Origin of the sequence: Streptomyces sp. NPDC052721 (genome assembly GCF_040678315.1) — a bacterium.
In the GTDB taxonomy this organism is placed as follows: domain Bacteria; phylum Actinomycetota; class Actinomycetes; order Streptomycetales; family Streptomycetaceae; genus Streptomyces.
In genome coordinates this window covers 1-20,419 of sequence record NZ_JBFATL010000074.1, presented here as the reverse complement: position 1 = coordinate 20,419, position 20,419 = coordinate 1, and the positions used below count along the sequence as shown (strand labels likewise).

Sequence of the window (20,419 nt, the reverse complement as noted above, 5' to 3'; positions counted from 1 at the left end):
GCACGAGGCCGGTCCGCGCGACTCCGCTCCGCCGAAGGCGAAGGCCCGGGCGGCCGAGGAGCCGGCGGCCAAGGCCGTGCGGCCCGCCGCCGACCCGGCCGCCGCACTGCGGCGCATGTACGTCGACACCAGCCCGTTCAGCGCCGCGCACCTGAGCCTGAACGCCGAAGTGCTGGGCCCCGAACGGATGTTGTTCGGCACCGACTCGCCGCCGATCGCCGCGCCGCTGGAGGACTTCATCCACATGATCGAGAAGTTGCCGGTCGACGAGGCGTCCCAGCGGCTCATCCTCGGCGGCAACGCCCAGACCCTCTTCGACCTCAGGAGTCGTCCGTGACCACCACGCAAGACGCCGTCGCCGCGGCCGAGCGGTGCACCCCGGAGTTCCGCCGCGATCCGCACGCGGTCTACGCCCATCTCCGCACAGCGGCGCCCGTCTGCCCCATGAGACCGCCGCACGGCAACGAGACGTATCTGATCACCCGGTACGACGACGCGCGGGCCGCCCTGTCGGATCCGCGGCTGAGCAAGGACATGTACGGGGCCATGGACGCCTACCGGAGGATCTTCGGTGACTCGTCCGTCGCGCTGGACGACAACATGCTCAACTCCGACGCGCCGAAGCACACCCGGCTGCGCCGGCTGGTCAACTCGGCGTTCACCCCGCGGCGCGTGGAGGCGCTGCGACCGCGGATCGAGGAGATCGTCCAGAGCCTGCTGGACGAGTGCCCGGCCCGGGAGCGCTTCGACCTGCTGCCCGTGTTCGCGTTCCCGCTGCCGATCATCGTGATCTGCGACCTGCTGGGCGTGCCGCCCGGGGACCGCGCGCGGATGCAGCACCTGTCCACCACGGTGGCGCAGACCGGCTTCGGCGAGGAGGCCAAGCGGGCCCAGCAGCAGGCGGAGGAGGACCTGCACGCCTACTTCACGGACCTGATCACCGCTAAGCGGGGGCGTCCGGGTGACGATCTGCTCAGCGCGCTCATCGCGGCCCGCGACAACGACGGCGGGCTGACGGAGAGCGAGTTGGTCTCCACGGCGTTCCTGCTGATGTTCGCGGGTCACAAGACGACCGCGTACCTGATCGGCAACGCCGTCCACCACCTGTTGTCCCATCCCGCCCAGCTGCGCGCCGTACGGGAGGAGCCTGAGCTGATCCGTGCGGCGGTCGAGGAACTGGTGCGCTACGACGGCTCCGTCGAGAGCGCGACGTTCCGCTACGCGACCGAGGACGTGGAGTACAGCGGGACACTGATCCCCAAGGGCGCCCTGGTCCAGATCGCGCTCAGCTCGGCCAACCGCGACCCGCTGAAGTTCGACGCGCCGGACGAGCTGGACGTGCGGCGGCCGGGCAACGCGCAGGACGCCCATCTCGGTTTCGGCCACGGCAGCCACTACTGTCTGGGGGCCCCGCTGGCCCGGATGGAGACGCAGCTGGCCCTCACCCGCCTGTTCGACCGGTTCCCCCGGATGACTTTGGCCGACCCCGCCGGTGAACCGCGGTGGCTGGAGGTCCCGTTCCCGGCCTTCCGGGGCCTGGCTCAGCTGCCGGTCGTCCTCGATCCCGCGGGGTGAACGGCAGCCGCACGCGGCAGGCCCCCGCCGCCCGGCCGGCGTGACCGGCCGGGCGGCGGCGCACCTGAAGACCTAGGCGCTGGGCGGCAGTTGGGCCGGGCTGACCCGTTCGCCCAGGATTTCCGCCATGAACTGGACGAGCCAGCGCTGGGACGGGCTGCGGGAGGCCTCGTGCCGGGCGTAGAGCGCGACCTCGATCGGCTCGGTCTCGAAGGGCAGGCGTACCAGGCGCAGGCGGTGGGAGGCGGTGAAGACCTCCCCGACGTACTCGGGGACGATCGCGATCAGGTCGGTCCCCTCCAGCAGGTACGGCAGCATCGAGAAGCGGGTGGCGTCCACGGCCGCGCGGTCCAGGAGCCCGTGGGTGGCGAGCACGGACCGGGGGACGACGTGACCACTGGGGCCGTACACCGTGGCGTGGTGCTCGGCCGCCAGCTCGGCCAGGGTGACGGACGCGCCCCGGATGCGCGGGTGGTCGGCGGCGACCATGCCGACGTAGCGCTCGTGGAAGAGCGGGATGCGCACGGTGCGGTGGGAGGTCAGGACGGGGGTGGCGACGAAGGCGTCGAGTTCGCCGCGGCGCAGCTGAGCCTCGGCGTCGTCGACGTCCAGGGCGCGGACGGTGAAGGACACCCGGGGGGCGCGTGCGCGGGCCGCCGCGACGAGGCGGGGCAGCAGGGTCACCTCGCCGAGGTCGGACAGGGCGAGGGTGAAGCGGCCCGCCATGGTCGCGGGGTCGAAGTCGTCGCCCTGGCGGATCGCGCCGTCGATGTCGGCCAGGGCGCGTTGCAGCGGCTCGTAGAGGCGGCGGGCGCCGGCGGTCGGGGTCAGGCCGCGGCCGGTGCGGCGGAAGAGGTCGTCGTCGAAGTGCCGGCGGAGTTTGGCCAGGCTGTAGCTGACCGTGGGCTGGGTGACGTGGAGGGTCTCGGCGGTGGCGGTGACGCTGCCCGTCTCGTAGAGCAGCACGAAGACCCGGGCGAGGTTGAGATCGAAGCTGCCCATATCGATCGAGTCTATATCGCGGCGCGTCAACATCTATTGGTGGCCAGGTCGCGCGCTCCCTAGCGTGTGCTGCGTCACTTCCGAAAGGAACGCCTGTGCCGTCCGTGCGCCGCATCGCCCATCAGTTCCTGGAGCGCCAGGGGCTGACCACCGTCTTCGGCAACCCCGGTTCGAACGAGCTGCCCTTCCTCGCAGGCCTCCCCGACGGATTCCGGTACGTCCTGGGCCTGCACGAGGGTGCCGTCGTGGGCATGGCCGACGGCTACGCCCAGGCGACGGGCCGGCCCGTGCTGGTCAACCTGCACGCCGCCTCCGGCTCCGGCAACGCGATGGGGGCGCTGACGAACGCGGTGGCCTCGCGCACGCCCCTGGTGATCGTGGCCGGTCAGCAGGTGCGGCCGGCCATCGGGCCGGAGGCCAACCTCGCCAACGTCGACGCCCCGGCGCTGATGAGGCCGCTCGTCGGCTGGGCCGCCGAACCGGCGTGCGCCCAGGATGTGCCGCGCGCGCTCGCCCAGGCCGTCTTCGAGGCGCGGTTGCAGCGCCGGCCGGCCTACCTCTCCGTCCCGTACGACGACTGGGCGGCCGACGCGGGCGCCAACGCGTCGGCCGTGCTGGACCGGCGGGTCGAGCGCGCGGCGGTGCCCGGCGGCGAGCAGGGGCACCGGCTGGCCGAGGCGGTGGCCGGCGCCCGGCGGCCCGCGCTGGTCCTGGGCGGTGACATCGACACGGCCGGCTGCTTCGACGCCGCGGTACGGCTGGCCGAGCGGCTGGGCGGCCCGGTGTGGGCGGCGCCCTCGCTCTTCCGGCTGCCCTTCCCCAACCGCCACCCGCTGTTCCGCGGTGTGCTCCCCGCCGGCATCGAGCCGATCAGCCAGGCCTTCGAGGGCCATGATCTGGTGCTGGTCCTCGGCGCCCCGGTGTTCCGCTACCACGAACATCTCCCCGGGCGGTATCTGCCGGCGGGCACCCGGCTGATCCAGGTGACGCAGGACGCGTCCGCCGCCGCGCGGGCGCCGATGGGCGAGGCGCTGGTCGCCGACCCCGGCGCGGTGATCGAGCTGCTGGCGAGGGCGCTCGACGCGTCCGAGGCGCCCCGGGACGACTACCGGCCCGTGCCGGCGCCGCGCTCCGCGGAGGGGCCGCGTCTGCATCCCGAGGAGGTCTTCGCGGCCCTGCGGGACGAACTGCCCGCCGACACCGCGTACGTGGTGGAGTCGACCTCGACCAACTCCTCGTGGTGGCGTCAGATGGATCTGCGCCGGCCCGGCTCCTACTACTTCCCGGCGGCCGGCGGTCTCGGGTTCGGGCTGCCCGGCGCGGTCGGGGTGGCCATGGCCCAGCCCGGCCGGCCGGTCGTGGGGGTGATCGGGGACGGCTCGGCCAACTACGGCATCACCGCGCTGTGGACGGCCGCCCAGCACCGGGTTCCGCTCACCGTGGTGCTGCTGCGCAACGGGACGTACGGCGCGTTGCGCTGGTTCGGCGGCCTCCTCGGCGTGCCGGACGCGCCGGGCCTGGACATCCCGGGCCTGGACTTCACCCGTATCGCGGAGGGCTACGGGGTGCCCGCCCTGCACGCCGACGGCGTGGACGAGTTGCGGGCGGTCCTGGCCGAACGCCCGGACGGCCCCCGGCTCGTCCAGGTCGACACAGAACTCACCACGCCCTCCTGAGCACGCTCCGACCGCGAGCCCCCGTTTCGCGGCGGCTTCACGAAGGGAATCCGATGACACTCCTGGACAGCGACGTCTGGAGCAAGAAGCTTTTCGGCGACGGCTGGAAGGACGCCTCCCGCGAGCAGCCGGTCGTCGAGCCGGCGACCGGGGCCCGGCTCGGCACCGTGGGCCTGGCCACGGCCGAGGACGCGGGCCGCGCCGCCGCCCGGGCCGCCGAGGCGCAACGGGCCTGGGCGGCCACCCCTGCGCAGGCACGGGCGGCCGTACTGCGCCGCGCGGGCGAACTGTTCACCGAGCACGCCGCCGAGATCGAGGACTGGCTGGTGCGGGAGGCGGGCTCGGTCCGGGCCAAGGCGGGTTTCGAGGTGGGGCTGGCGCGGGGCGAGTGCTTCGAGTGCGTGGCGCTGCCGACGTATCCGCAGGGTGAGGTGCTGACGTCCGAGGAGCCCCGCTGGTCGTTCGCGCGCCGCCGCCCGGCCGGGGTGGTGAGCGTGATCGCACCGTTCAACTTCCCGCTGATCCTGGGGTTGCGTTCGGTGGCTCCCGCGCTGGCGCTGGGCAACGCGGTGCTGCTCAAGCCCGATCCGCGTACGGCGGTGAGCGGTGGTGTCGTCATCGCGCGGGTCTTCGAGGAGGCCGGGCTGCCCTCCGGTGTGCTGCATCTGCTCCCCGGTGACGGCTCGGTCGGACAGGCGGTCGTCGAGGCCCCCGAGGTGCGGGTCGTCTCGTTCACCGGGTCCACGCCGGTGGGGCGGGCGATCGGCGAGCGGGCCGGCCGTCTGCTCAAGCGGGCCCACCTCGAACTGGGCGGGAACAACGCCCTGGTGGTGCTGCCCGGAGCCGATGTCGGCAAGGCGGCCTCGGCCGGTGCGTTCGGCTCGTATCTGCACCAGGGGCAGATCTGCATGACGACCGGCCGGCACATCGTGCACGAGTCCCTGCTGGCGGAGTACACCGCCGCGCTCGCCGCGAAGGCCCGGGCGCTGCCCGTCGGCGATCCCGCCCGGGAGGACGTGGCGCTCGGCCCGATCATCGACCGGGCGCAGCTGGAGCGGGTGCACGGCATCGTCACCGAGAGCGTCGCGGCGGGCGCGACGTTGGCCGCGGGCGGCGAGATCGTGGGCGCCGGGTACCGCGCCACCGTACTGACCGGCCTGACCACCGACATGCCGGCGTGGCGCGAGGAGATCTTCGGACCGGTCGCCCCCGTCATCGGCTTCTCCACGCCGGAGGAGGCCGCGCGGATCGTCAACGACTGCGAGTACGGGCTGTCCGTCGGCATCCTCGGTGACGTCGGTACGGCGATGAAGCTCGCCGACCGGATCGACTCCGGCAAGGTCCACATCAACGAACAGACCGTCAGCGACGAGCCCAACGCGCCCTTCGGCGGGGTCAAGGCGTCGGGCACCGGTTCCCGGTTCGGCGGAGCAGCCGCCAACATGGAGGCGTTCACCGAGACACAGTGGCTCACCGTGCGGCCGGACATCGCCGCGTACCCGTTCTGAACCGGAGTTCGGCACCACCCTCAGCACCACCGCACAGCACGCTCCCCATCTCCGTCTCCCGCAGCCGCTCACAGGGGGAACATCGCCATGGCATCCATCGCCTCGTCCAACGCGTCCGGCACCACCGCCGGGACCGGCACCGCCGGACGCAACCTCTGGACGGTGGTCCTGTGCTGGATCACCGTCCTGCTGGAGGGCTACGACCTCGTCGTCCTCGGCGCCATCATCCCGACCCTGCTCAAGACGCGTCACCTCGGCATGACAGCGGGGGACGCGACCACCGTCGCCACGCTGTCGCTCGTCGGCGTCGCCATCGGCGCGGTGCTGGTCGGTCCGCTGGCCGACCGGCTGGGCCGGCGCCTGCTGCTCATCGGTTCGGTGGTGCTGTTCTCGGTCTTCACCCTGCTGGTGCCGCTCGCCGGCTCGGTCACGACGTTCGCGCTGCTCCGCCTCGCAGCCGGTCTGGGGCTCGGCGCGTGCATGCCCGTGTCCCTGACGATGATGGCCGAACACATGCCGGCGGACCGGCGGGCGCGCGCCAGCACGCTGACCATGACCGGCTACCACACCGGCGCCGTGATCACGTCGCTCCTGGCGCTGCGGGTGACCGACGACTGGGAGGTCCTCTTCTACGTCCTCGGCGTCGCCGGACTGGTCGTCGCGGTGGTCCAGTGGTTCCGTCTGCCGGAGTCGGAGGCGTTCGTCCGCGCCAAGGAGGCACCGGGCGCCGAGCGCGTTCCGTTCGCCGAACTCCTCAAGCCGGCCTACCTCCGGGCCGGCATCGGGATCTGGGTCGCCTCGTTCATGGGTTTGTTGCTGGTCTACGGCCTCAACACCTGGCTGCCCAAGCTCATGAACGACGCCGGATACCCCGTCCCCACGGCCGTCACCCAGCTCCTCGTACTGAACGTCGGCGGTGTGGCCGGCCTGGTGCTGGGCGGTTTCGTGGCCGACCGGCGCGGCATCAAGCTCACCACGCTGGGCTGGTTCGCGGTCTCGGTGGGCATGCTGGCCTGTCTCAGCGTCAAGATGGACAGCGACCTGCTGCTCGACACCGTCGTCTTCCTCACCGGCGTGTTCGTGTTCTCGGCGCAGGTGCTCGTCTACGCCTACGTCACGCACTTCTACCCGGCGTCCGTCCGTGGCACCGCGCTCGGTTCCGCGTCCGGCATCGGCCGCATCGGCTCCATCGTCGGCCCGTCGGTCACCGGCGCCCTGGTGTCCGCCGGGATCGGCCATCCCTGGGGCTTCTACTTCTTCGCCACGGTGGCCGTCCTGGCCTTCCTGGCCGTGCTCACCCTCCCGGCCCGGCCCCCGCAGGAAGCCACCACCGAGCCCACCGCCTGACGGAGCCGCGTTGCGTTCACCGTCCCTCGGGGAGCCCTTCGCTGGTGATGAAGTAGAACACCGGGAGCACGACGAAGACGGCGACGGCCACCAGCGGTGCGACGAGGACGCCGAGGAGCCCGGCGGCGCCGTACGCCAGGGCTCCCGCCCAGGAGCGCAGGCGGCCGTGCCGTACGTACGTGCTCTCCACGTCCGGGGCCAACAGCTCGGGACGGCGGGCCAGTTGGTGGTAGAAGGCCACCCAGCTCAGGCACATCACCGCCGCCAGTGCGGCGTAGAGGGCGACGGCGACCCGGGCGTCGGAACCGGCGGGGTCCGCCTGGAGCGCGTCCGCGACGACCGAGGTGGGGAACGACAGCGCCGCCGTGCTGAACAGCAGCAGCAGATTCGCGGCGTGCAGCCCTCGGTCCATCACGCGGACCCGCACGAAGGCCTGGTGGTGGTTGAGCCAGATGACCGACACATATCCGAAGGAGGCCAGGTAGCCGAGGTAGGCGGGCCACTGCGCCAGCAGCGCGTGGCCGAGGCCGCCCGGCCGGTGCGGTGGATCGGCGAGCCCGAGGGCCAGCAGCGTGACGGCGATGGCCAGCACGCCGTCGCTGAAGGCCTCCGCGCGGGTGGTGTCGGACCGGGAGAAACCGCGGAGGCGGGTGCGGGACACACTGGCTCCTGAACGTGCGTGATCACAACGGGACGGGGGTGGGGCCGGGACGGGTGCTCAGGCCCCGCTGCCCGGCCTGAGGGGACTCACCCGGGGGACGGACGCCTTTCCCGTGTTGGAGACCTTGCCGCCGGTCCATCGGACCGAGAGCGAGGTGGTCTCGTCGGGCGGGGTGACCAGCAGGGCTCGCGGCGTGACGGTGGTGACGCCGGTGACCGCCGGGTCGGTGTAGCTCAGCGCCGACCAGGCGGCGGCCCCGGGGGCGAGCGTCACCCGCTGTCGCCGCTGGTCGGTGGCCCGCTCGGGGTCCGGGGTGACGGCTTCGCCCGCCGCGTCGACGAACGCCACGCCCGGGAAGCCGTACAGGCTGCAGGTGCGCGGGGACCGGTTGGTCAGCACGAGGGCGAAGTTCTCCTGCCCGGCCCCGGGGTGGTTGGGGCCGAGGGACGCCTTCAGGTCGGAGGTGCGGCAGCGTTTCGGTGCCGGTGCGGCGGGCGACGGTGCCCCTGTACCGGTGCCGGTGGGCTCCGCGGTGCCGGAGGTGCCGCCGGCGGCGGACCCCGGGGCGGTCGCCGCCGGCGTACGGGTGGGGGCGCCGGACACGGACGGGGCGCCCTCGGAGGCGCCGTCCGCGCTGTGGCTCGTACACGCGGTCAGCACGGCGCAGCAGGCGAGCACGGCGGGCAGGATGCGACGGGGCGTCATGGTGCTTCTTCCTCGGGGCTCACGGACGCTCGGGGCTCACGGGCGCCGTGGCAGGTGTGTGCGCCGGCCCGGGGCCGGCGCGGAACGGGCGGCGGGTGGGGTCAGTGGCCGGAACGGACGGACCGGACCGCGCGCAGAATCAGGTCGGTGACGGGGCCGGGGTCGCTCACGGACACCGCGTGCGGGGCGCGGACGCTGACGGTGTGGGCGTGGGCGCGCTCGGCCATCCAGCGTTCGGCGGCCGGCGGGATGTTGCGGTCCTCGGTGGCCACGAGGTACCAGCTGGGGATCTTCTTCCACGCGGCGGCGGTGGCCGGTTCCTGCAGTGCGGCCAGGGTGATCGGGCGCTGGCCCGCGGCCATGACCTGGGCGGTCGGCACGGGGACACCGGCGGCGAACTGGTTGCGGAAGAGGTCCTTCCTGATGACGAGTTCCTCGCCCTGGCCGCCGTCGGGCAGCGGGTAGTGCTGGGTGACGGTCGCCTGTCCCAGGGTGCTGCCGGGGAACTTGCCGGTGAGCTGGAGGGCGCTCTCCCCGATCTCGGGGACGAAGGCGGCGATGTAGACCAGCGCCTTGACGCGCGGGAGGCCGGCCGCGGCCTGGCTGATGACGGCGCCGCCGTAGGAGTGCCCGACCAGGACGATCGGTCCGCTGACGCTCTCCAGGACGCTGCGGATGTAGGCGGCGTCGCTCGCCAGTCCGCGCAGGGGCAGGGCGGGCGCCAGCACCCGGTGGCCCTGCCGCAGCAGGCGCTGGACGACGGCGCGCCAGCTGGAGCCGTCGGCGAACGCGCCGTGGATCAGGACGATGGTGGGGTCGGCCGGGCGGCCGTGTCCGGTGGCCGGACGGCCGGCGGCGGCCGGCGCGGCGTGCGCGATCCCGGCGGTGCCCAGGGCGGCGGCGCCGGCCAGGAGGGACGTGGTCACGGTACGGCGCGAGATCGGTGGGTTCATCGTTCGCTCTCTGTCAGGGGAGGGGCTGGCTGCCGCGGGGCGAGGGCCGGGCGGATGGGTGCGGTCGTGGTCAGCGGGAGGTGGCCCGGACGGCGTCCTCGATCAGGCGGACGACCCGCTCGGGGTGGGCGAGCATGACCAGGTGGGAGGAGTCCACCTCGACGGTGGTCATGCCGGCCCGCCGGTAGCCGTAGCGCTCCACGTCGGGGTTGATGGTGTGGTCGGCGGAGGCCACCAGCCCCCAGGACGGCTTGGTCTTCCAGGCCGCGGCCGGGGCCGCCTCGGCGAAGGCCTGCGCGGCCAGCGGGCGCTGGGACACGGCGAGGGCGGAGGCGAGGCGGGGGTCGACGTCGGCGGCGAAGATGGCCGGGAAGTTGTCGGGCTGGACCGACACGTCGGTCCCGGTCCGGTCCGGACCCTCGATCGGGAACGGGGTGTAGACGAGGGCGGCGGCCAGGTCGGAGTCGGGGAAGCGGCCCTGCAGCTCGCCGAGGCTCTCGCCCTCCTCCAGGGCGTAACCGGCGAGATAGACCAGGGCTCTGACGTTGTCCTCGGTCCCGGCGACCGTGATGACGGCGCCGCCGTAGGAGTGGCCCACCAGAACGACGGGGCCGGGGATCTGACGGACGATCGCGGCGACGTAGGCGGCGTCCCCGATGAGGCTGCGGTTGGGCACGGCCGGGGCGACGACGTCGAAGCCACGGGCGATCAGCCGGGGGATGACCTCCGCGTAGCTGGAGGCGTCGGCGAAGGCTCCGTGGACGAGGACGACGGTCGGTCCGTCGGTACGGGACATGGGGAAACTCCCTGGTCGCTGGGGTGGGTGCCGGCCCGCGCCCGGCTGCCGGGCGGGTGGGTGGCCCGTGGGTGGGTGCCGGGGCCGCGAGACGTCCGGACAGGTCAGTGGTCCGGTTCGTGCGCGGAGCGCGCCACCACGCCGTGGGCGAAACCACCGGTACGTCCGAGACCTTAGGGCGGGCGCGAGGGGGCGGATTGACTGTCTGTGCACCATCTGTGGCCTGTGCGCGCTCGCCGGCCGCCGGCCCGTCCGGGGGAACTCCGGCTTCGGGGTGCGGCGCGCGGAACGGCACATCCGTCACCACCGGAGCGACCCGGCCGACTCCGTCCCGCTCCAGCCCGAGGGCGTGCACCGGGCCGAAGCCGCCGGCCCGCAGGGGCTGTTGGGCCCGGACGACACCTGCGTCGTCCACGAGCGGTCGCCTCGCGTGTACGGCAGGTCCGGCGACGGGGCGTCCCAGCCGACGACGTTCGACATGCCCCGGCCCGGCCTGCCGGTGGACGTGGTGCGGGCGGCGGAACGGCTGCGCGCGCACGACCTGGTCCTGACTCAGCTGCGCGAGGTGTGGCGCGATCCGGACGGCCTGGAAGCCGGCCCCGGCGCGCGGCACCTGGCGTCCGCGTCCACCGATCCGGTCCGCGCCCTGCTCGTGTCGGCCGCGCACGCCGAGGAGTCCCCCCCGGTCCGGTCCGTCATGGACGACACCCCGCTCACCCGGATCATGACCCGCGCGCGTCGCCGTCTCCGGGATCGCGGTCTGACACCCGAGCGGATCGCGGCGAAGCACGCGATCCCGGTACGGCGGCGGTACGTGCTGCTCAGCGAGGCCGGGCGCAGCCTGGAGCAGCGGCTCATGCAGCCCCGGCGGGACGCGCCGCCGCGCGCACCGGCGGTCCCTGGGCGGGCGGGTCAGGCGCAGTGCAGCGCGGTGTGCAGGGTGTCCGTCACCTGGATGCGGGCCGCCCGGGAGGCGTCGGTGCCGCGGAGCGGGTCGAAGAGCACGAAGCCGTGGATCGTCCCGTGGTAGCGGATGGACACGACGGGGACGTCCGCCTCCCTCAGATGGGAGGCGTAGGCCTCGCCCTCGTCGCGGAGCACGTCCGCCTCCGCGGTGAGGACGAGCGTCGGCGGCAGGCCCCGCAGCGACCGGGTGGGTGCGCGCAGCGGGGAGACGGTGTCGTGCGCGCGGATCCGTGGGTCCGGTGCGTACTGCTCCCAGTAGTCGCGCATCGCCGCGCGGCTGAGGAAGTAGCCGTCGGCGAACTGGTCGTAGGAAGGGGTGTCCATCGCGGCGTCGGTCACCGGGCAGAGCAGCACCTGGTGCCGGAGGGCCGGGCCACCGCGCTGCCGCGCCAGGAGGGCGAGCGAGGCGGCGTGCTGGGCTCCCGCGCTGGCACCGACGACGGCCATCCTGCTGCCGTCCAGCCGGTATCCCGAGCCGTGCCGGGCGATCCACCGGGCCACGGTGTACGCCCGCTCGACGGCTCCCGGATAGCGGACGTCGTCCGGCGCGTCGTACTCCGGGATGACCACGGCGGCGTCCGCTCCGAGGACGAGGTCCGTCACCAGGTGCCGGTGCGCGTACGCGTCGGTCAGCATCCAGCCCAGGCCGTGCAGGTAGAGCACCACCGGCAGCGCTTCGTCACTGCCGGCGGGGCGGAGGATGCGCACCCGGACGCGGTGGCCGTCGCCGCCCGGCAGGGCCAGCCACTCCTCGTCGATGTCCGGCTCGTCACCGCCGTCACCGGTCCACAAGGACGCCATCCGCGCCTTGGCGCCGGCCACGTCCGGATCCGAGGACGCGGGCAGTGCGTACGTCTCGACGAAGGCGCGTGTCAGACGCTCCAGGACCGGCGCGGCCCCGGGGGCGGGAACGTCGTCTTGCAAGAGAACTCCTGCGCGGGGGCCCGGCCGTTCGAAGGACCGGGCCGTCGGAAAGGGTGCCGGCCCCTCCCCCGCGGCCGGGCAGGCAGGCGTGCGGCGCCGGAGGCGGCTCCACCGACACGGCTACCCAGCCTAGGGCGCGGCGAACGGGATGCGGGCGGCACCGTGCTACGGATACTTGCCGCTGCGTGCACAGTTTCGAGGCAGCCGTCCCCTCCTCCAGGCGGCGGTGCTCGATCCACCGGCCGGTGGTGCTGCCCTGCCCTCGAAAGAGCTCGTGGAGAGAGCGGACCGAGTTGTGCTGGGCCGCGGCGACGGTGGTGGGGTCAGCGTGCGGTCCCACAGACGCGCGTCGACGTAGGCAGGCTCGCGCCGGAGGAGTTCCCGGTGCTCCTGTCCCGGTCCGGACGCGGGTCCGGCGCCCGCCGCGTCCTGTGCCGCGAGCGAGCCGGCGAACCCGGTGACCGTGGTGGCCGCACGGAGAGCCGTCGTCGGCGGGTACGCGGCCAGGATGTCGAGGAACGACCGCAGCGGGGGCCGAGCAGGGGCGCCACGGGGCCGTCGGCGCTGAGCGCCCGCAGACGAGGATGTCGTCCGGACGGCAGGCCGCGGTGCCGTCTCCCCGTACCAGGGTCGCCCTGCCTGGAGCGGCTCGGCAGCGCCGAGGAGGCCGTCCGGCGTTCCGTGCGGACAGGGTCATGAGCCGTGCGCGGTGAGGCATCGTCGCGTGCGTCGCGCGGCAAGAAGCACCGGGCACCCGTGCCTAGGGTCGGGCCCCGACCCCAGGCCCTGTCGTCAAACTCCCCTCTGCCGCGCTCCGGGCGGACGACGGGAGTTTGACGACAGGACCTAGGCACGGTCATCTCCGTACGAGATGACTGACATCCCGAAGGATCGCGCCAGGTGAGGAAGGCGGCCGGCGGCCGGGTCGTTGTGCCTCCATGACGAAAGAAGGTGCACATGTCCACACCACGTGATCTCCGCCGTAGGGCCGACTCCACGAAGGAGGCGCACGGCGTGCCCGGCGGGCTGGTCGCGCTCCTGGCCGTCGCGTCCGGGATGACGGTCGCCAACCTGTACTACGCGCAGCCGCTGCTGTCGTCGTTGAGCGACGTGTTCGGGATCAGCACGGCCACCGCCGGCACGCTGATCACTCTGACCCAGATCGGCTACGTCCTCGGGATGATCTTCCTGGTGCCGCTCGGCGACCGGCTGGAGAAGCGCAATCTGGTCTCCGTCCTGCTGATCGTCACGACGGCCGCCCTCGTGGTGGCGGGTCTGGCCCCGAGCTTCCCCGTCCTGCTGATCGCCGCGCTGGTCAGCGGTGCCACCTCGGTGGTGGCCCAGATCCTGGTGCCCTTCGCCGCCAGCCTCGCCCCGGACCATGCCAGGGGCCGGGTCGTCGGCCGGGTCATGAGCGGTCTCCTCACCGGCATCCTGCTCTCCCGGACCCTCAGCAGTCTGGTCTCCGACGTCGCCGGCTGGCGGGTGGTCTTCCTCGGCTCCGCCGCCCTGATGGCCGTCCTCACGGTGGCGCTGCGCGCCGCTCTCCCCGACCACGCCCCCACCACCTCCGTCCCGTACCACCACGTGCTGCGTTCCACGGTCCAGCTGGTGCGCACGCATCCCGCGCTGCTGCGCCGCGGGCTGTACCAGGCGGCGATGTTCGGTGCGTTCAGCGCGTTCTGGACCACGGTCTCCTTCGTCCTGACCGGCCCCCGCTTCCACTACTCGCCGGTCGGCGTCGGCATCTTCGCGCTCGTGGGCGCGGCGGGTGCGGCGGTGGCCCCGTTCGCCGGGCACTGGGCCGACCGCGGGCTGACGCGTCCCATGACCGGTGCCGCGTTCGTGGTCGCCGCGCTGGCGTTCGTGCTCGCGGGTCTGGGCGGACACAGCATCGTGCTGACAGCCCTGGCCGCGATCCTGATCGACATGGCCGTACAGGCGACGCTCATCCTGGGGCAGCACACCATCTACGCGCTCGACCCCGGCGCCCGGGCCCGTCTGAACAGCGCCTTCATCGCCATGTTCTTCGTCGGCGGCGCGGCCGGCTCCCAGCTGGGGTCCACGGTCTACCATGCCGGAGGCTGGGCCGCCCTCACCGTCCTGGGCGCCGCGCTCCCGCTGGCCGCGCTCGTCTACTGGGCCTTCGAGCGGCCCCGGGCGGCGCAGCGGACCCCGGCCGCGGGGAACCTCGACTGAGGATGCCGACCGGCCCGGCCGGTACTCCTCTCGTAGGCGCCTGACGGGGCCGTCCCGCCGTCAGGCGCACCTACGATGCGGCACGGGCCCGCCCCGCGGCAACCGCCCCCGCACCCGCCCGAAGGAGCACACGATGGATCTGCGGCAGATGGAGGTCGTCGTCGCGGTGGCCGACGCGGGCGGCTTCACCGCGGCGGCGCGACAGCTGCACGTGGTGCAGTCGGCGGTGTCGGGCACGGTCCGCGCACTCGAACGCGAGCTGGGCACCCCCCTCTTCGACCGCACCACGCACCGCGTCGCGCTGACGCCGGCGGGCGAGGCGTTCGTACCGGCGGCGCGCACCGCCCTGCGGGCCGCGGAAGCCGCCCGGGAGGCGGTCGACGCGGTGCGGGGGCAGCTGCGCGGCCGGATCACGGTGGGCACGATGCAGGGGGTATGGGCCGGGCTCCACCACGCCCTGGCCGCGCTGCGGGCGGAGCATCCGGGGCTCGGCGTGCAGCTGCGGCAGGCGGCGGTCGCCGACATCCGGCAGGCGCTGCGCGAGGGCACGGTGGACCTGGCCGTGGTGGCGCTGGACCGCCAGCAGCAGCGCGGGCTGACCACCCGGCTGCTGTCCCAGGAGGAGATGGTGCTGGTCGCGTCGCCGCGCCGGGTCGTGGGGGCCACGGCGTCCCAGGGTGAGGTGGACCTCACCGATGCCGCCCGGCTGCCGCTGGTGGACTTCAGCCCGGGCTGGGCGATCCGCCACTCGGTGGACCGCGCCTTCCGGGCCGCGGGCGTCGACCGCACCACGACGTTCGAGGTGAACGACATCGTGGCGGCGGCCGAGCTGGTCCGCAACGACCTGGGGATCTGCATCCTGCCCCAGTCCATCGCGAACCGCTTCCCCGACCTGACCCCGTACAGTTTCCGCCACCACGCACCCCACTGGAAGATCATGCTGGTGCGCCCTCCGGGTGAGGCGTCACCCGCGGTCGCCGCGCTGTGGCGGCACTTCACCTGACCTTTTCTGCCTGCGTTCTTCCTGGTGGTCCCCGCCGCCTGCTGCTTGGCTGGTCGGGGGACAGAACCAGTACGGCGCCCCGGTGCCACGCATGCCAAGGGAGAGCCAGTTGAGCCTGGTGCTGACGACCGACACGGTGCCGGATCAGGAGAAGGCCGCCTACTGGGGCGAGGCGGTGAGCAGGGCACTGGTCCCGGTCGTCGTGGCCCCCCGCGACGGCAAGCGGTTCGACGGCAGGATCGCCACCCACTCCCTCGGGTACCTGCGGGTCTCGCGCATGGAGGCCGACGCCGGACGGGTCAGCCGCACGCCGGCCCTGATCGAGCGTTCACCGGAGGCCCTCGTGGCGGTCGGCCTCCAGGTGTCGGGCACCGCCACCTTCATCCAGGACGGCCGGCGGGCCGAGATGGGCGGGGGCGACCTGGTGTGCTACGACACCACGCGGCCGTTCTCCTTCACCTGTCCGGAGCGGTTCGCCCTCCATGTCTTCCAGCTGCCGCGCCATGTGCTGGGCGTCTCGGACAGTGACATCAGGCGGGTCACGGGTACCGCCATCGACACGGCACACGGCTTGGGCGCGGTGCTGCGGCCCTTCCTCGCCACGCTGGCCGACTCGGCTCCCTCCTACCCGGCGGCCGTCGGGCACCGGCTGGCCGGCCATGTCGTCGACCTGTTCGCCACCCTGATCACCGATCAGGCCCGACGGGACCCCGACGACGGCCGCGACCATCTCGTGCTCAGCGTCCGCGCCCACATCGACCGCAAGCTCGGCGATCCCACCCTCTCCCCGGAGTCCATCGCCCGGGCGCACCACATATCCGTGCGCTATCTGCACCGGCTCTTCGAGGGCGAGGGCATCACCGTCAGCCGTCTCATCCAGCAGCGGCGGCTGGAGGCGTGCGGACGTGAACTCGCCCGTCGCGGACGGGTGACGCCCACCGTCTCTGCGGTGGCCCGGCGCTGGGGGTTCGTCAATCCCGCCCACTTCAGCCGGGCGTTCCGCGCCGCGTACGGGCTCTCCCCCCGGGAGTGGCGCACCCTGCACCTGGAGCGGGGCGAGGACGAGCAGCCGACGGGCCTGACCGTCACCTGACGCCGACGCGGGGCGGCGGGCGGTGTCAGTCGTCGTCCAGGCGGGCGAGCCGGGAGCGGGCCTCGGCGACCCGTTGCGGGTCCGCGTCGCTGCCGAGGGCGACGCACCGCGTGAACGCCTCACGGGCCTCGGCGGGACGGCCGGCTTCGAGGAGTAGGTCACCGAGCGAGAGGAGATAGCGGCTCTCCAGGCCGATGTTGCCGTCCGTCCGGGACAGCTGGACCGACGTCCGCAGGTGCGCCACCGCTTCCTCCCAGCGCCCCAGGCGGCCGTAGCAGTTCCCGAGGCCCGCGAGTGCGCTGCCCCGCGTGAAGGCCGCGATGTGCGGTTCGACGCGGTCGCCGGCCTCGTCCAGCCGGGTCAGGACCTGCCGGTAGGCCTCGATCGCTTCCTCGTCGCGCCCGGCGCCCTTCAGGTGCATGGCACAAGACATCAGGGCCTGGAGCGTGCCGTGCAGGTCATCGGCGGCCTCGAACAACGCGACGGCGTGGGTGCTGTGCTCGGCGGCCGGGCCGTCCTCGTCCAGCACATGGTGGGCCCAGGCGGCGTACGCGTGCGCCCACGCCTGCTGCGCGGCGTCACCGGCCCGCCGGGCCGCGGCCAGCGCGCGGGCGGCGTACGGGAGGCTGTCCCGGGGCCGGCCCTCGCAGATCAGCACGGCCCAGGCGTAGTAGTTGAGCTGGGTCGCTTCGAGCAGGGGGTCGCCGAGCGCCTCGGCGGACCGGGCGGCGGTGCCGAAGACCTCCGGCCAGTGGCCCCAGAACATCCACTGGTCGGAGAACCAGTGCAGGGACTCGGCCACCTCGACGACGAGGGCGTGGTCGCCGTCCGCCGCGGCGGCGTGCAGGGCCGCCAGCCAGTTGGCGGCCTCGGCCTGGAGCCACTCGCGGGCCTTGTCGGCGCTGGAGAGGTCCACCGTGCCGCGCCAGGACGGGGGCGGGGCTCCGTGGCCGGGTTCGTACCACCGGCCGGCCACGACGGCCGTCTCCAGCAGCCAGCGGAACATCGACCGGCGGGCCCGTTCGGCGTCGGCCTCGCTGTCCTCGGCGATGAGACGACAGCGGCCGTACAGGCACAGCAGGTCGTGGAGCCGGTAGCGGTCCTCGGCGCTGCCGAGCAGGCCGGCCTCGACCAGTTCCTCCAGGGTGTCCTCGGTGTCGTAGACGTCCTGGCCGGTGAGCCGGGCGGCGCAGGCGGCGCCGACGTCCGGGCCGGGGACCAGGGACAGGCGCCGGAACAGACGGGCGGCCGTGGGCGTGAGCTGCCGATAGGACAGGTCGAAGGCGGTCGCGACGCGTACGTCCCCGGCGGAGAGCGTGTCCAGCCGCCGTTCCTCGCTCGCCAGCCGGTCCGCGAGCCGGCGCACGGTCCACCCCGTGCGGGTCGCCAGCCAGTTGCCCGCGATCCGGAGGGCCAGCGGCAGGTGCTCGCAGAGCCGGGCGACCTCCTCCAGGGCCTCGGGTTCGGCCGTCGCGCGCGCCTCCCCGACGAGGGAGGTCAGGAAGGCGGCCGACTCCGCGGGTTCGAGCCGGCCGAGGGGCAGCCGGTGCACGTCGTCCAGTCCGGTGAGCATGCGGCGGCTGGTCACCAGGACGAGTGTTCCGCCCGAGCCCGGCAGCAGCGGGCGTACCTGCGCCTCGTCACGGGCGTTGTCCAGCACCAGCAGGCAGCGGCGGTCGGCGAGGACCTGCCGGTAGAGGGCGGGGTGGGCCTGCGGTCCCGTCTTGGCCAGGTCGCGGTCGGGTACGCCGAAGGCCTTGAGCACCCGGACCATCAGCTCGGCGGGGGCGGGTGGGCTGTCGTCCATCCCCCTGAGGTCGACCATCAGCTGACCGTCCGGGAAGCGGTCCGCGAGCCGGCGGGCGGCGCGCAGCGCGAGGGTGGTCTTCCCGGCGCCGGGCGGTCCGTGGATGACGACCACGACGGGCTGGTCGTCCGTGACGCCGCCGCCCTTCCCGGGGGCGCGGTCCTCTCGGGGCCGTTCGGCCAGCGCCTCCAGGCCGGCCAGCTCGTCCGCGCGGCCGACGAAGTCGTCGATGCCGCGTGGGAAGGAGCGGACGCCGACGGGACTGTATCCGGGGCTGCGTCCGGCGCGGGCGGCGGCGAGCAGCCGCTCCCGGTCGGCGTCGTCCAGGCCGAGGCCGTCCGCGAGCGCCGCCACCGTACGCCGTTGCGGCGCGGCGCGCCGTCCGCGCTCCAGGTCGCCGATGCCCCGCTCGCTGACCCCGGAGGCCTCCGCCAGGGCCTCGATGGTCAACGACTTCGCCCGTCGCAGTGAGCGCAGAAGCGGCCCGAACGCGACCTCGTGTGCGGACATGTCCGCCCTTTCCCTCCCCCGACTACGGTTGAACATTCTAATACCGTGTGCCCGGCCGTCGGCGTCACCGCCGGTCAGGTGATCGTCGTGCGTCACGACACGTGACAGGTGGTACAGGCGTGGTTCCCGTGGCCCGCGACAGGTGATAGACACAGCGGGATCACAGTTCCTGTCCGCCAACAGGAAGGTTGCTGCCGCATGTCTGCAACACGCCGTCAGGTCCTGGCCCGCGCGAGCGCCCTGGGAGCGGGCATCGCCTTCACCGGGGCCCTGTCCGAGCTCTTCGCGGGCACCGCCGCCGCGCAGAACCTGGGCCACACCGGCTACGGCCCGCTCGTGTCCGATCCGAACGGCCTGCTCGACCTGCCGAAAGGTTTCCGCTACACCGTGCTCTCCCGCGAGGGCGACCAGCTCCGCTCCGGAGAGGGCAGAGTCCCCTCCCACCACGACGGCATGGCCGCCTTCGCCGGCAGAGGGGGCCGTACCCACCTCGTCCGCAACCACGAGAACCGCGTCACCGCGCCGATCCCGGTCCCGACCGTCAGCGGCCTCACCTACGACCCGGCCGGCAAGGGCGGCTGTACCGCGCTCACGCTCGACGCGCACCAGCGTGTGCTGTCCGAGCGGGTCGCCATCGCCGGTACGGCCGTCAACTGCGCGGGCGGCCGCACCCCTTGGGGCACCTGGCTGACCTGTGAGGAGACCGAGGACAAGGCGGGCACCAACGGCTACACCAAGGACCACGGCTTCATCTTCGAGGTCCACCCCACCGACCCGCACCGCACGGGCGCGGTCCCGCTGACCGCGATGGGCCGCTTCCAGCACGAGGCGGTCGCGATCGACCCGCGCTCCGGCATCGTCTACGAGACCGAGGACGCCTTCCAGAAGCCGTTCGGCCTCTTCTACCGCTTCCTGCCGGACAAGCCGCTCGGCGGCGTCGGTTCGCTGCGCGCGGGCGGCCGGCTCCAGGCGATGCGGGTGCCCGGCGTCCCGGACCTGTCCCCGGTCCAGGAGCCGGGAACGCGCTTCGACGGCATCGAGTGGGTGGACGTACCCGACCCGCTGGCCGCCTCCACTCCCACCCGGCTGCAGGACTACGGCCCCGGCGGCATCACCCACGCGCAGAAGCTGGAGGGCTGCTACTGGGGCGGCAGCTGTGTGTACTTCGTGTCGTCCTTCGCCCGCAGCGCGGACGGCTCCGCGGCCGACCACTACGGCCAGATCTGGCGCTACGACCCGGCGCGCCGCCGGCTGACCCTCGTCGTCGTGTTCGGCCCGGACACCGATGTGCAGCTGCCCGGCGAGTCCCCGGACAACATCTGCCTCGCCCCCGGCGGCGGCCTGATGGTGTGCGAGGACGGCAACGGCGCCCAGCACGTCTTCGGCGTGACCCGCACGGGCGAGGTGTACCCGATGGCCCGGGGCCGTCAGGCCATCACACCTGCCACCGCGGCGGGCGGTACGGCGCAGGAGCCGGAGTGGGGCGAGTTCGCGGGCGTCACCTTCTCCGCCGACGGCGAGACGATGTACGTCAACTGCTACACGCCCGGCACCACGTTCGCCGTGACCGGCCCCTGGCGCGGCTAGGTCCTGTCGTCGAACTCCCGTCGTCCGCCCGGAGGGCGGGCCGCGCGGCGTCAGGTGCGTGCTCTCGGCGTGCCGGGCCCCGGCCCTCGTACTGGATGTACTTGGGT

17 protein-coding genes are annotated in these 20,419 nt (G+C 73.5%); 10 read left to right on the top strand and 7 right to left on the bottom strand.

Annotated elements, in window-relative coordinates; translation table 11 throughout:
- Both AB0L21_RS38220 and AB0L21_RS38215 read left to right on the top strand, forming a co-directional pair.
- The coding region (locus AB0L21_RS38220) for an amidohydrolase family protein (RefSeq protein ID WP_365788625.1) at positions 1–337 on the top strand (337 nt) is incomplete at its 5' end.
- Positions 334–1,575, top strand: a complete 1,242-nt coding sequence (locus AB0L21_RS38215) for a cytochrome P450 (protein ID WP_365788624.1) — start codon at positions 334–336, stop codon at positions 1,573–1,575. The genes AB0L21_RS38220 and AB0L21_RS38215, both read left to right, overlap by 4 nt.
- Positions 1,576–1,647: 72 nt before the next feature.
- Here AB0L21_RS38215 and AB0L21_RS38210 read toward each other — a convergent pair whose 3' ends face one another.
- On the bottom strand, positions 1,648–2,577 hold the full coding sequence (locus AB0L21_RS38210; protein ID WP_365788623.1) for a LysR family transcriptional regulator: 930 nt from the start codon (positions 2,575–2,577) through the stop codon (positions 1,648–1,650).
- 95 nt (positions 2,578–2,672) lie between these two features.
- Here AB0L21_RS38210 and mdlC point away from each other — a divergent pair, with 95 nt between their 5' ends.
- The 3 genes from mdlC to AB0L21_RS38195 all read left to right on the top strand — a co-directional run bounded on the left by mdlC (position 2,673) and on the right by AB0L21_RS38195 (position 7,108).
- Positions 2,673–4,253 carry a benzoylformate decarboxylase gene (gene mdlC / locus AB0L21_RS38205; RefSeq protein ID WP_365788622.1) on the top strand — a complete coding sequence of 527 codons (1,581 nt, stop codon included), beginning with the start codon at positions 2,673–2,675 and terminating at the stop codon, positions 4,251–4,253.
- 53 nt (positions 4,254–4,306) lie between these two features.
- The gene (locus AB0L21_RS38200; RefSeq protein WP_365788621.1) at positions 4,307–5,761 is read left to right on the top strand and encodes an aldehyde dehydrogenase family protein; all 1,455 of its coding nucleotides are present in this window, start codon (positions 4,307–4,309) and stop codon (positions 5,759–5,761) included.
- A gap of 87 nt (positions 5,762–5,848) precedes the next feature.
- Positions 5,849–7,108 carry an aromatic acid/H+ symport family MFS transporter gene (locus AB0L21_RS38195; protein WP_365788620.1) on the top strand — a complete coding sequence of 420 codons (1,260 nt, stop codon included), beginning with the start codon at positions 5,849–5,851 and terminating at the stop codon, positions 7,106–7,108.
- 16 nt (positions 7,109–7,124) lie between these two features.
- Here AB0L21_RS38195 and AB0L21_RS38190 read toward each other — a convergent pair whose 3' ends face one another.
- The 4 genes from AB0L21_RS38190 to AB0L21_RS38175 all read right to left on the bottom strand — a co-directional run bounded on the left by AB0L21_RS38190 (position 7,125) and on the right by AB0L21_RS38175 (position 10,223).
- Positions 7,125–7,769, bottom strand: coding sequence for a TMEM175 family protein (locus AB0L21_RS38190; protein WP_365788619.1), 645 nt, complete (start codon positions 7,767–7,769; stop codon positions 7,125–7,127).
- A 57-nt stretch (positions 7,770–7,826) separates the two neighbouring features.
- Positions 7,827–8,474, bottom strand: coding sequence for a DUF4232 domain-containing protein (locus tag AB0L21_RS38185; RefSeq protein ID WP_365788618.1), 648 nt, complete (start codon positions 8,472–8,474; stop codon positions 7,827–7,829).
- 101 nt (positions 8,475–8,575) lie between these two features.
- Positions 8,576–9,427, bottom strand: a complete 852-nt coding sequence (locus AB0L21_RS38180) for an alpha/beta hydrolase (RefSeq protein WP_365710692.1) — start codon at positions 9,425–9,427, stop codon at positions 8,576–8,578.
- 70 nt (positions 9,428–9,497) lie between these two features.
- Positions 9,498–10,223, bottom strand: coding sequence for an alpha/beta hydrolase (locus AB0L21_RS38175; protein WP_365788617.1), 726 nt, complete (start codon positions 10,221–10,223; stop codon positions 9,498–9,500).
- Between the two features lie 274 nt (positions 10,224–10,497).
- On the opposite strand from AB0L21_RS38175, the gene AB0L21_RS38170 reads away from it, so the two are divergent.
- Positions 10,498–11,253 (top strand): hypothetical protein, encoded by a 756-nt coding sequence (locus AB0L21_RS38170; RefSeq protein ID WP_365788616.1) that lies wholly within the window; start codon positions 10,498–10,500, stop codon positions 11,251–11,253.
- Here AB0L21_RS38170 and AB0L21_RS38165 read toward each other — a convergent pair.
- Positions 11,136–12,113 carry an alpha/beta hydrolase gene (locus tag AB0L21_RS38165; protein ID WP_365710696.1) on the bottom strand — a complete coding sequence of 326 codons (978 nt, stop codon included), beginning with the start codon at positions 12,111–12,113 and terminating at the stop codon, positions 11,136–11,138. The genes AB0L21_RS38170 and AB0L21_RS38165 overlap by 118 nt on opposite strands.
- Before the next feature lie 957 nt (positions 12,114–13,070).
- On the opposite strand from AB0L21_RS38165, the gene AB0L21_RS38160 reads away from it, so the two are divergent.
- The 3 genes from AB0L21_RS38160 to AB0L21_RS38150 all read left to right on the top strand — a co-directional run bounded on the left by AB0L21_RS38160 (position 13,071) and on the right by AB0L21_RS38150 (position 16,408).
- Positions 13,071–14,312: an MFS transporter gene (locus tag AB0L21_RS38160; protein ID WP_365788615.1), complete on the top strand. Its 1,242-nt coding sequence runs from the start codon at positions 13,071–13,073 to the stop codon at positions 14,310–14,312.
- A 133-nt stretch (positions 14,313–14,445) separates the two neighbouring features.
- Positions 14,446–15,315 (top strand): LysR family transcriptional regulator, encoded by an 870-nt coding sequence (locus tag AB0L21_RS38155; protein ID WP_365710700.1) that lies wholly within the window; start codon positions 14,446–14,448, stop codon positions 15,313–15,315.
- A 91-nt stretch (positions 15,316–15,406) separates the two neighbouring features.
- Positions 15,407–16,408: a helix-turn-helix domain-containing protein gene (locus tag AB0L21_RS38150; protein WP_365788614.1), complete on the top strand. Its 1,002-nt coding sequence runs from the start codon at positions 15,407–15,409 to the stop codon at positions 16,406–16,408.
- Between the two features lie 25 nt (positions 16,409–16,433).
- Here the strand turns inward: AB0L21_RS38150 and AB0L21_RS38145 are convergent, their stop codons facing one another.
- The gene (locus AB0L21_RS38145; protein ID WP_365710702.1) at positions 16,434–18,725 is read right to left on the bottom strand and encodes a tetratricopeptide repeat protein; all 2,292 of its coding nucleotides are present in this window, start codon (positions 18,723–18,725) and stop codon (positions 16,434–16,436) included.
- 198 nt (positions 18,726–18,923) lie between these two features.
- On the opposite strand from AB0L21_RS38145, the gene AB0L21_RS38140 reads away from it, so the two are divergent.
- Entirely contained in the window at positions 18,924–20,312 is a 1,389-nt protein-coding gene (locus tag AB0L21_RS38140) for an alkaline phosphatase PhoX (RefSeq protein ID WP_365788613.1), read from the top strand.
- Positions 20,313–20,419 lie beyond the last annotated feature (107 nt).

What these genes read in the sequence shown, in the direction of transcription:
- AB0L21_RS38210 (WP_365788623.1), bottom strand. Translation starts at nt 2,577, where the DNA reads ATGGGCAGCTTCGATCTCAACCTCGCCCGGGTCTTCGTGCTGCTCTAC.
- AB0L21_RS38200 (WP_365788621.1), top strand. Translation starts at nt 4,307, where the DNA reads ATGACACTCCTGGACAGCGACGTCTGGAGCAAGAAGCTTTTCGGCGAC.
- AB0L21_RS38195 (WP_365788620.1), top strand. Translation starts at nt 5,849, where the DNA reads ATGGCATCCATCGCCTCGTCCAACGCGTCCGGCACCACCGCCGGGACC.
- AB0L21_RS38185 (WP_365788618.1), bottom strand. Translation starts at nt 8,474, where the DNA reads ATGACGCCCCGTCGCATCCTGCCCGCCGTGCTCGCCTGCTGCGCCGTG.
- AB0L21_RS38180 (WP_365710692.1), bottom strand. Translation starts at nt 9,427, where the DNA reads ATGAACCCACCGATCTCGCGCCGTACCGTGACCACGTCCCTCCTGGCC.
- AB0L21_RS38175 (WP_365788617.1), bottom strand. Translation starts at nt 10,223, where the DNA reads ATGTCCCGTACCGACGGACCGACCGTCGTCCTCGTCCACGGAGCCTTC.
- AB0L21_RS38160 (WP_365788615.1), top strand. Translation starts at nt 13,071, where the DNA reads ATGTCCACACCACGTGATCTCCGCCGTAGGGCCGACTCCACGAAGGAG.
- AB0L21_RS38155 (WP_365710700.1), top strand. Translation starts at nt 14,446, where the DNA reads ATGGATCTGCGGCAGATGGAGGTCGTCGTCGCGGTGGCCGACGCGGGC.
- AB0L21_RS38150 (WP_365788614.1), top strand. Translation starts at nt 15,407, where the DNA reads ATGCCAAGGGAGAGCCAGTTGAGCCTGGTGCTGACGACCGACACGGTG.
- AB0L21_RS38145 (WP_365710702.1), bottom strand. Translation starts at nt 18,725, where the DNA reads ATGTCCGCACACGAGGTCGCGTTCGGGCCGCTTCTGCGCTCACTGCGA.
- AB0L21_RS38140 (WP_365788613.1), top strand. Translation starts at nt 18,924, where the DNA reads ATGTCTGCAACACGCCGTCAGGTCCTGGCCCGCGCGAGCGCCCTGGGA.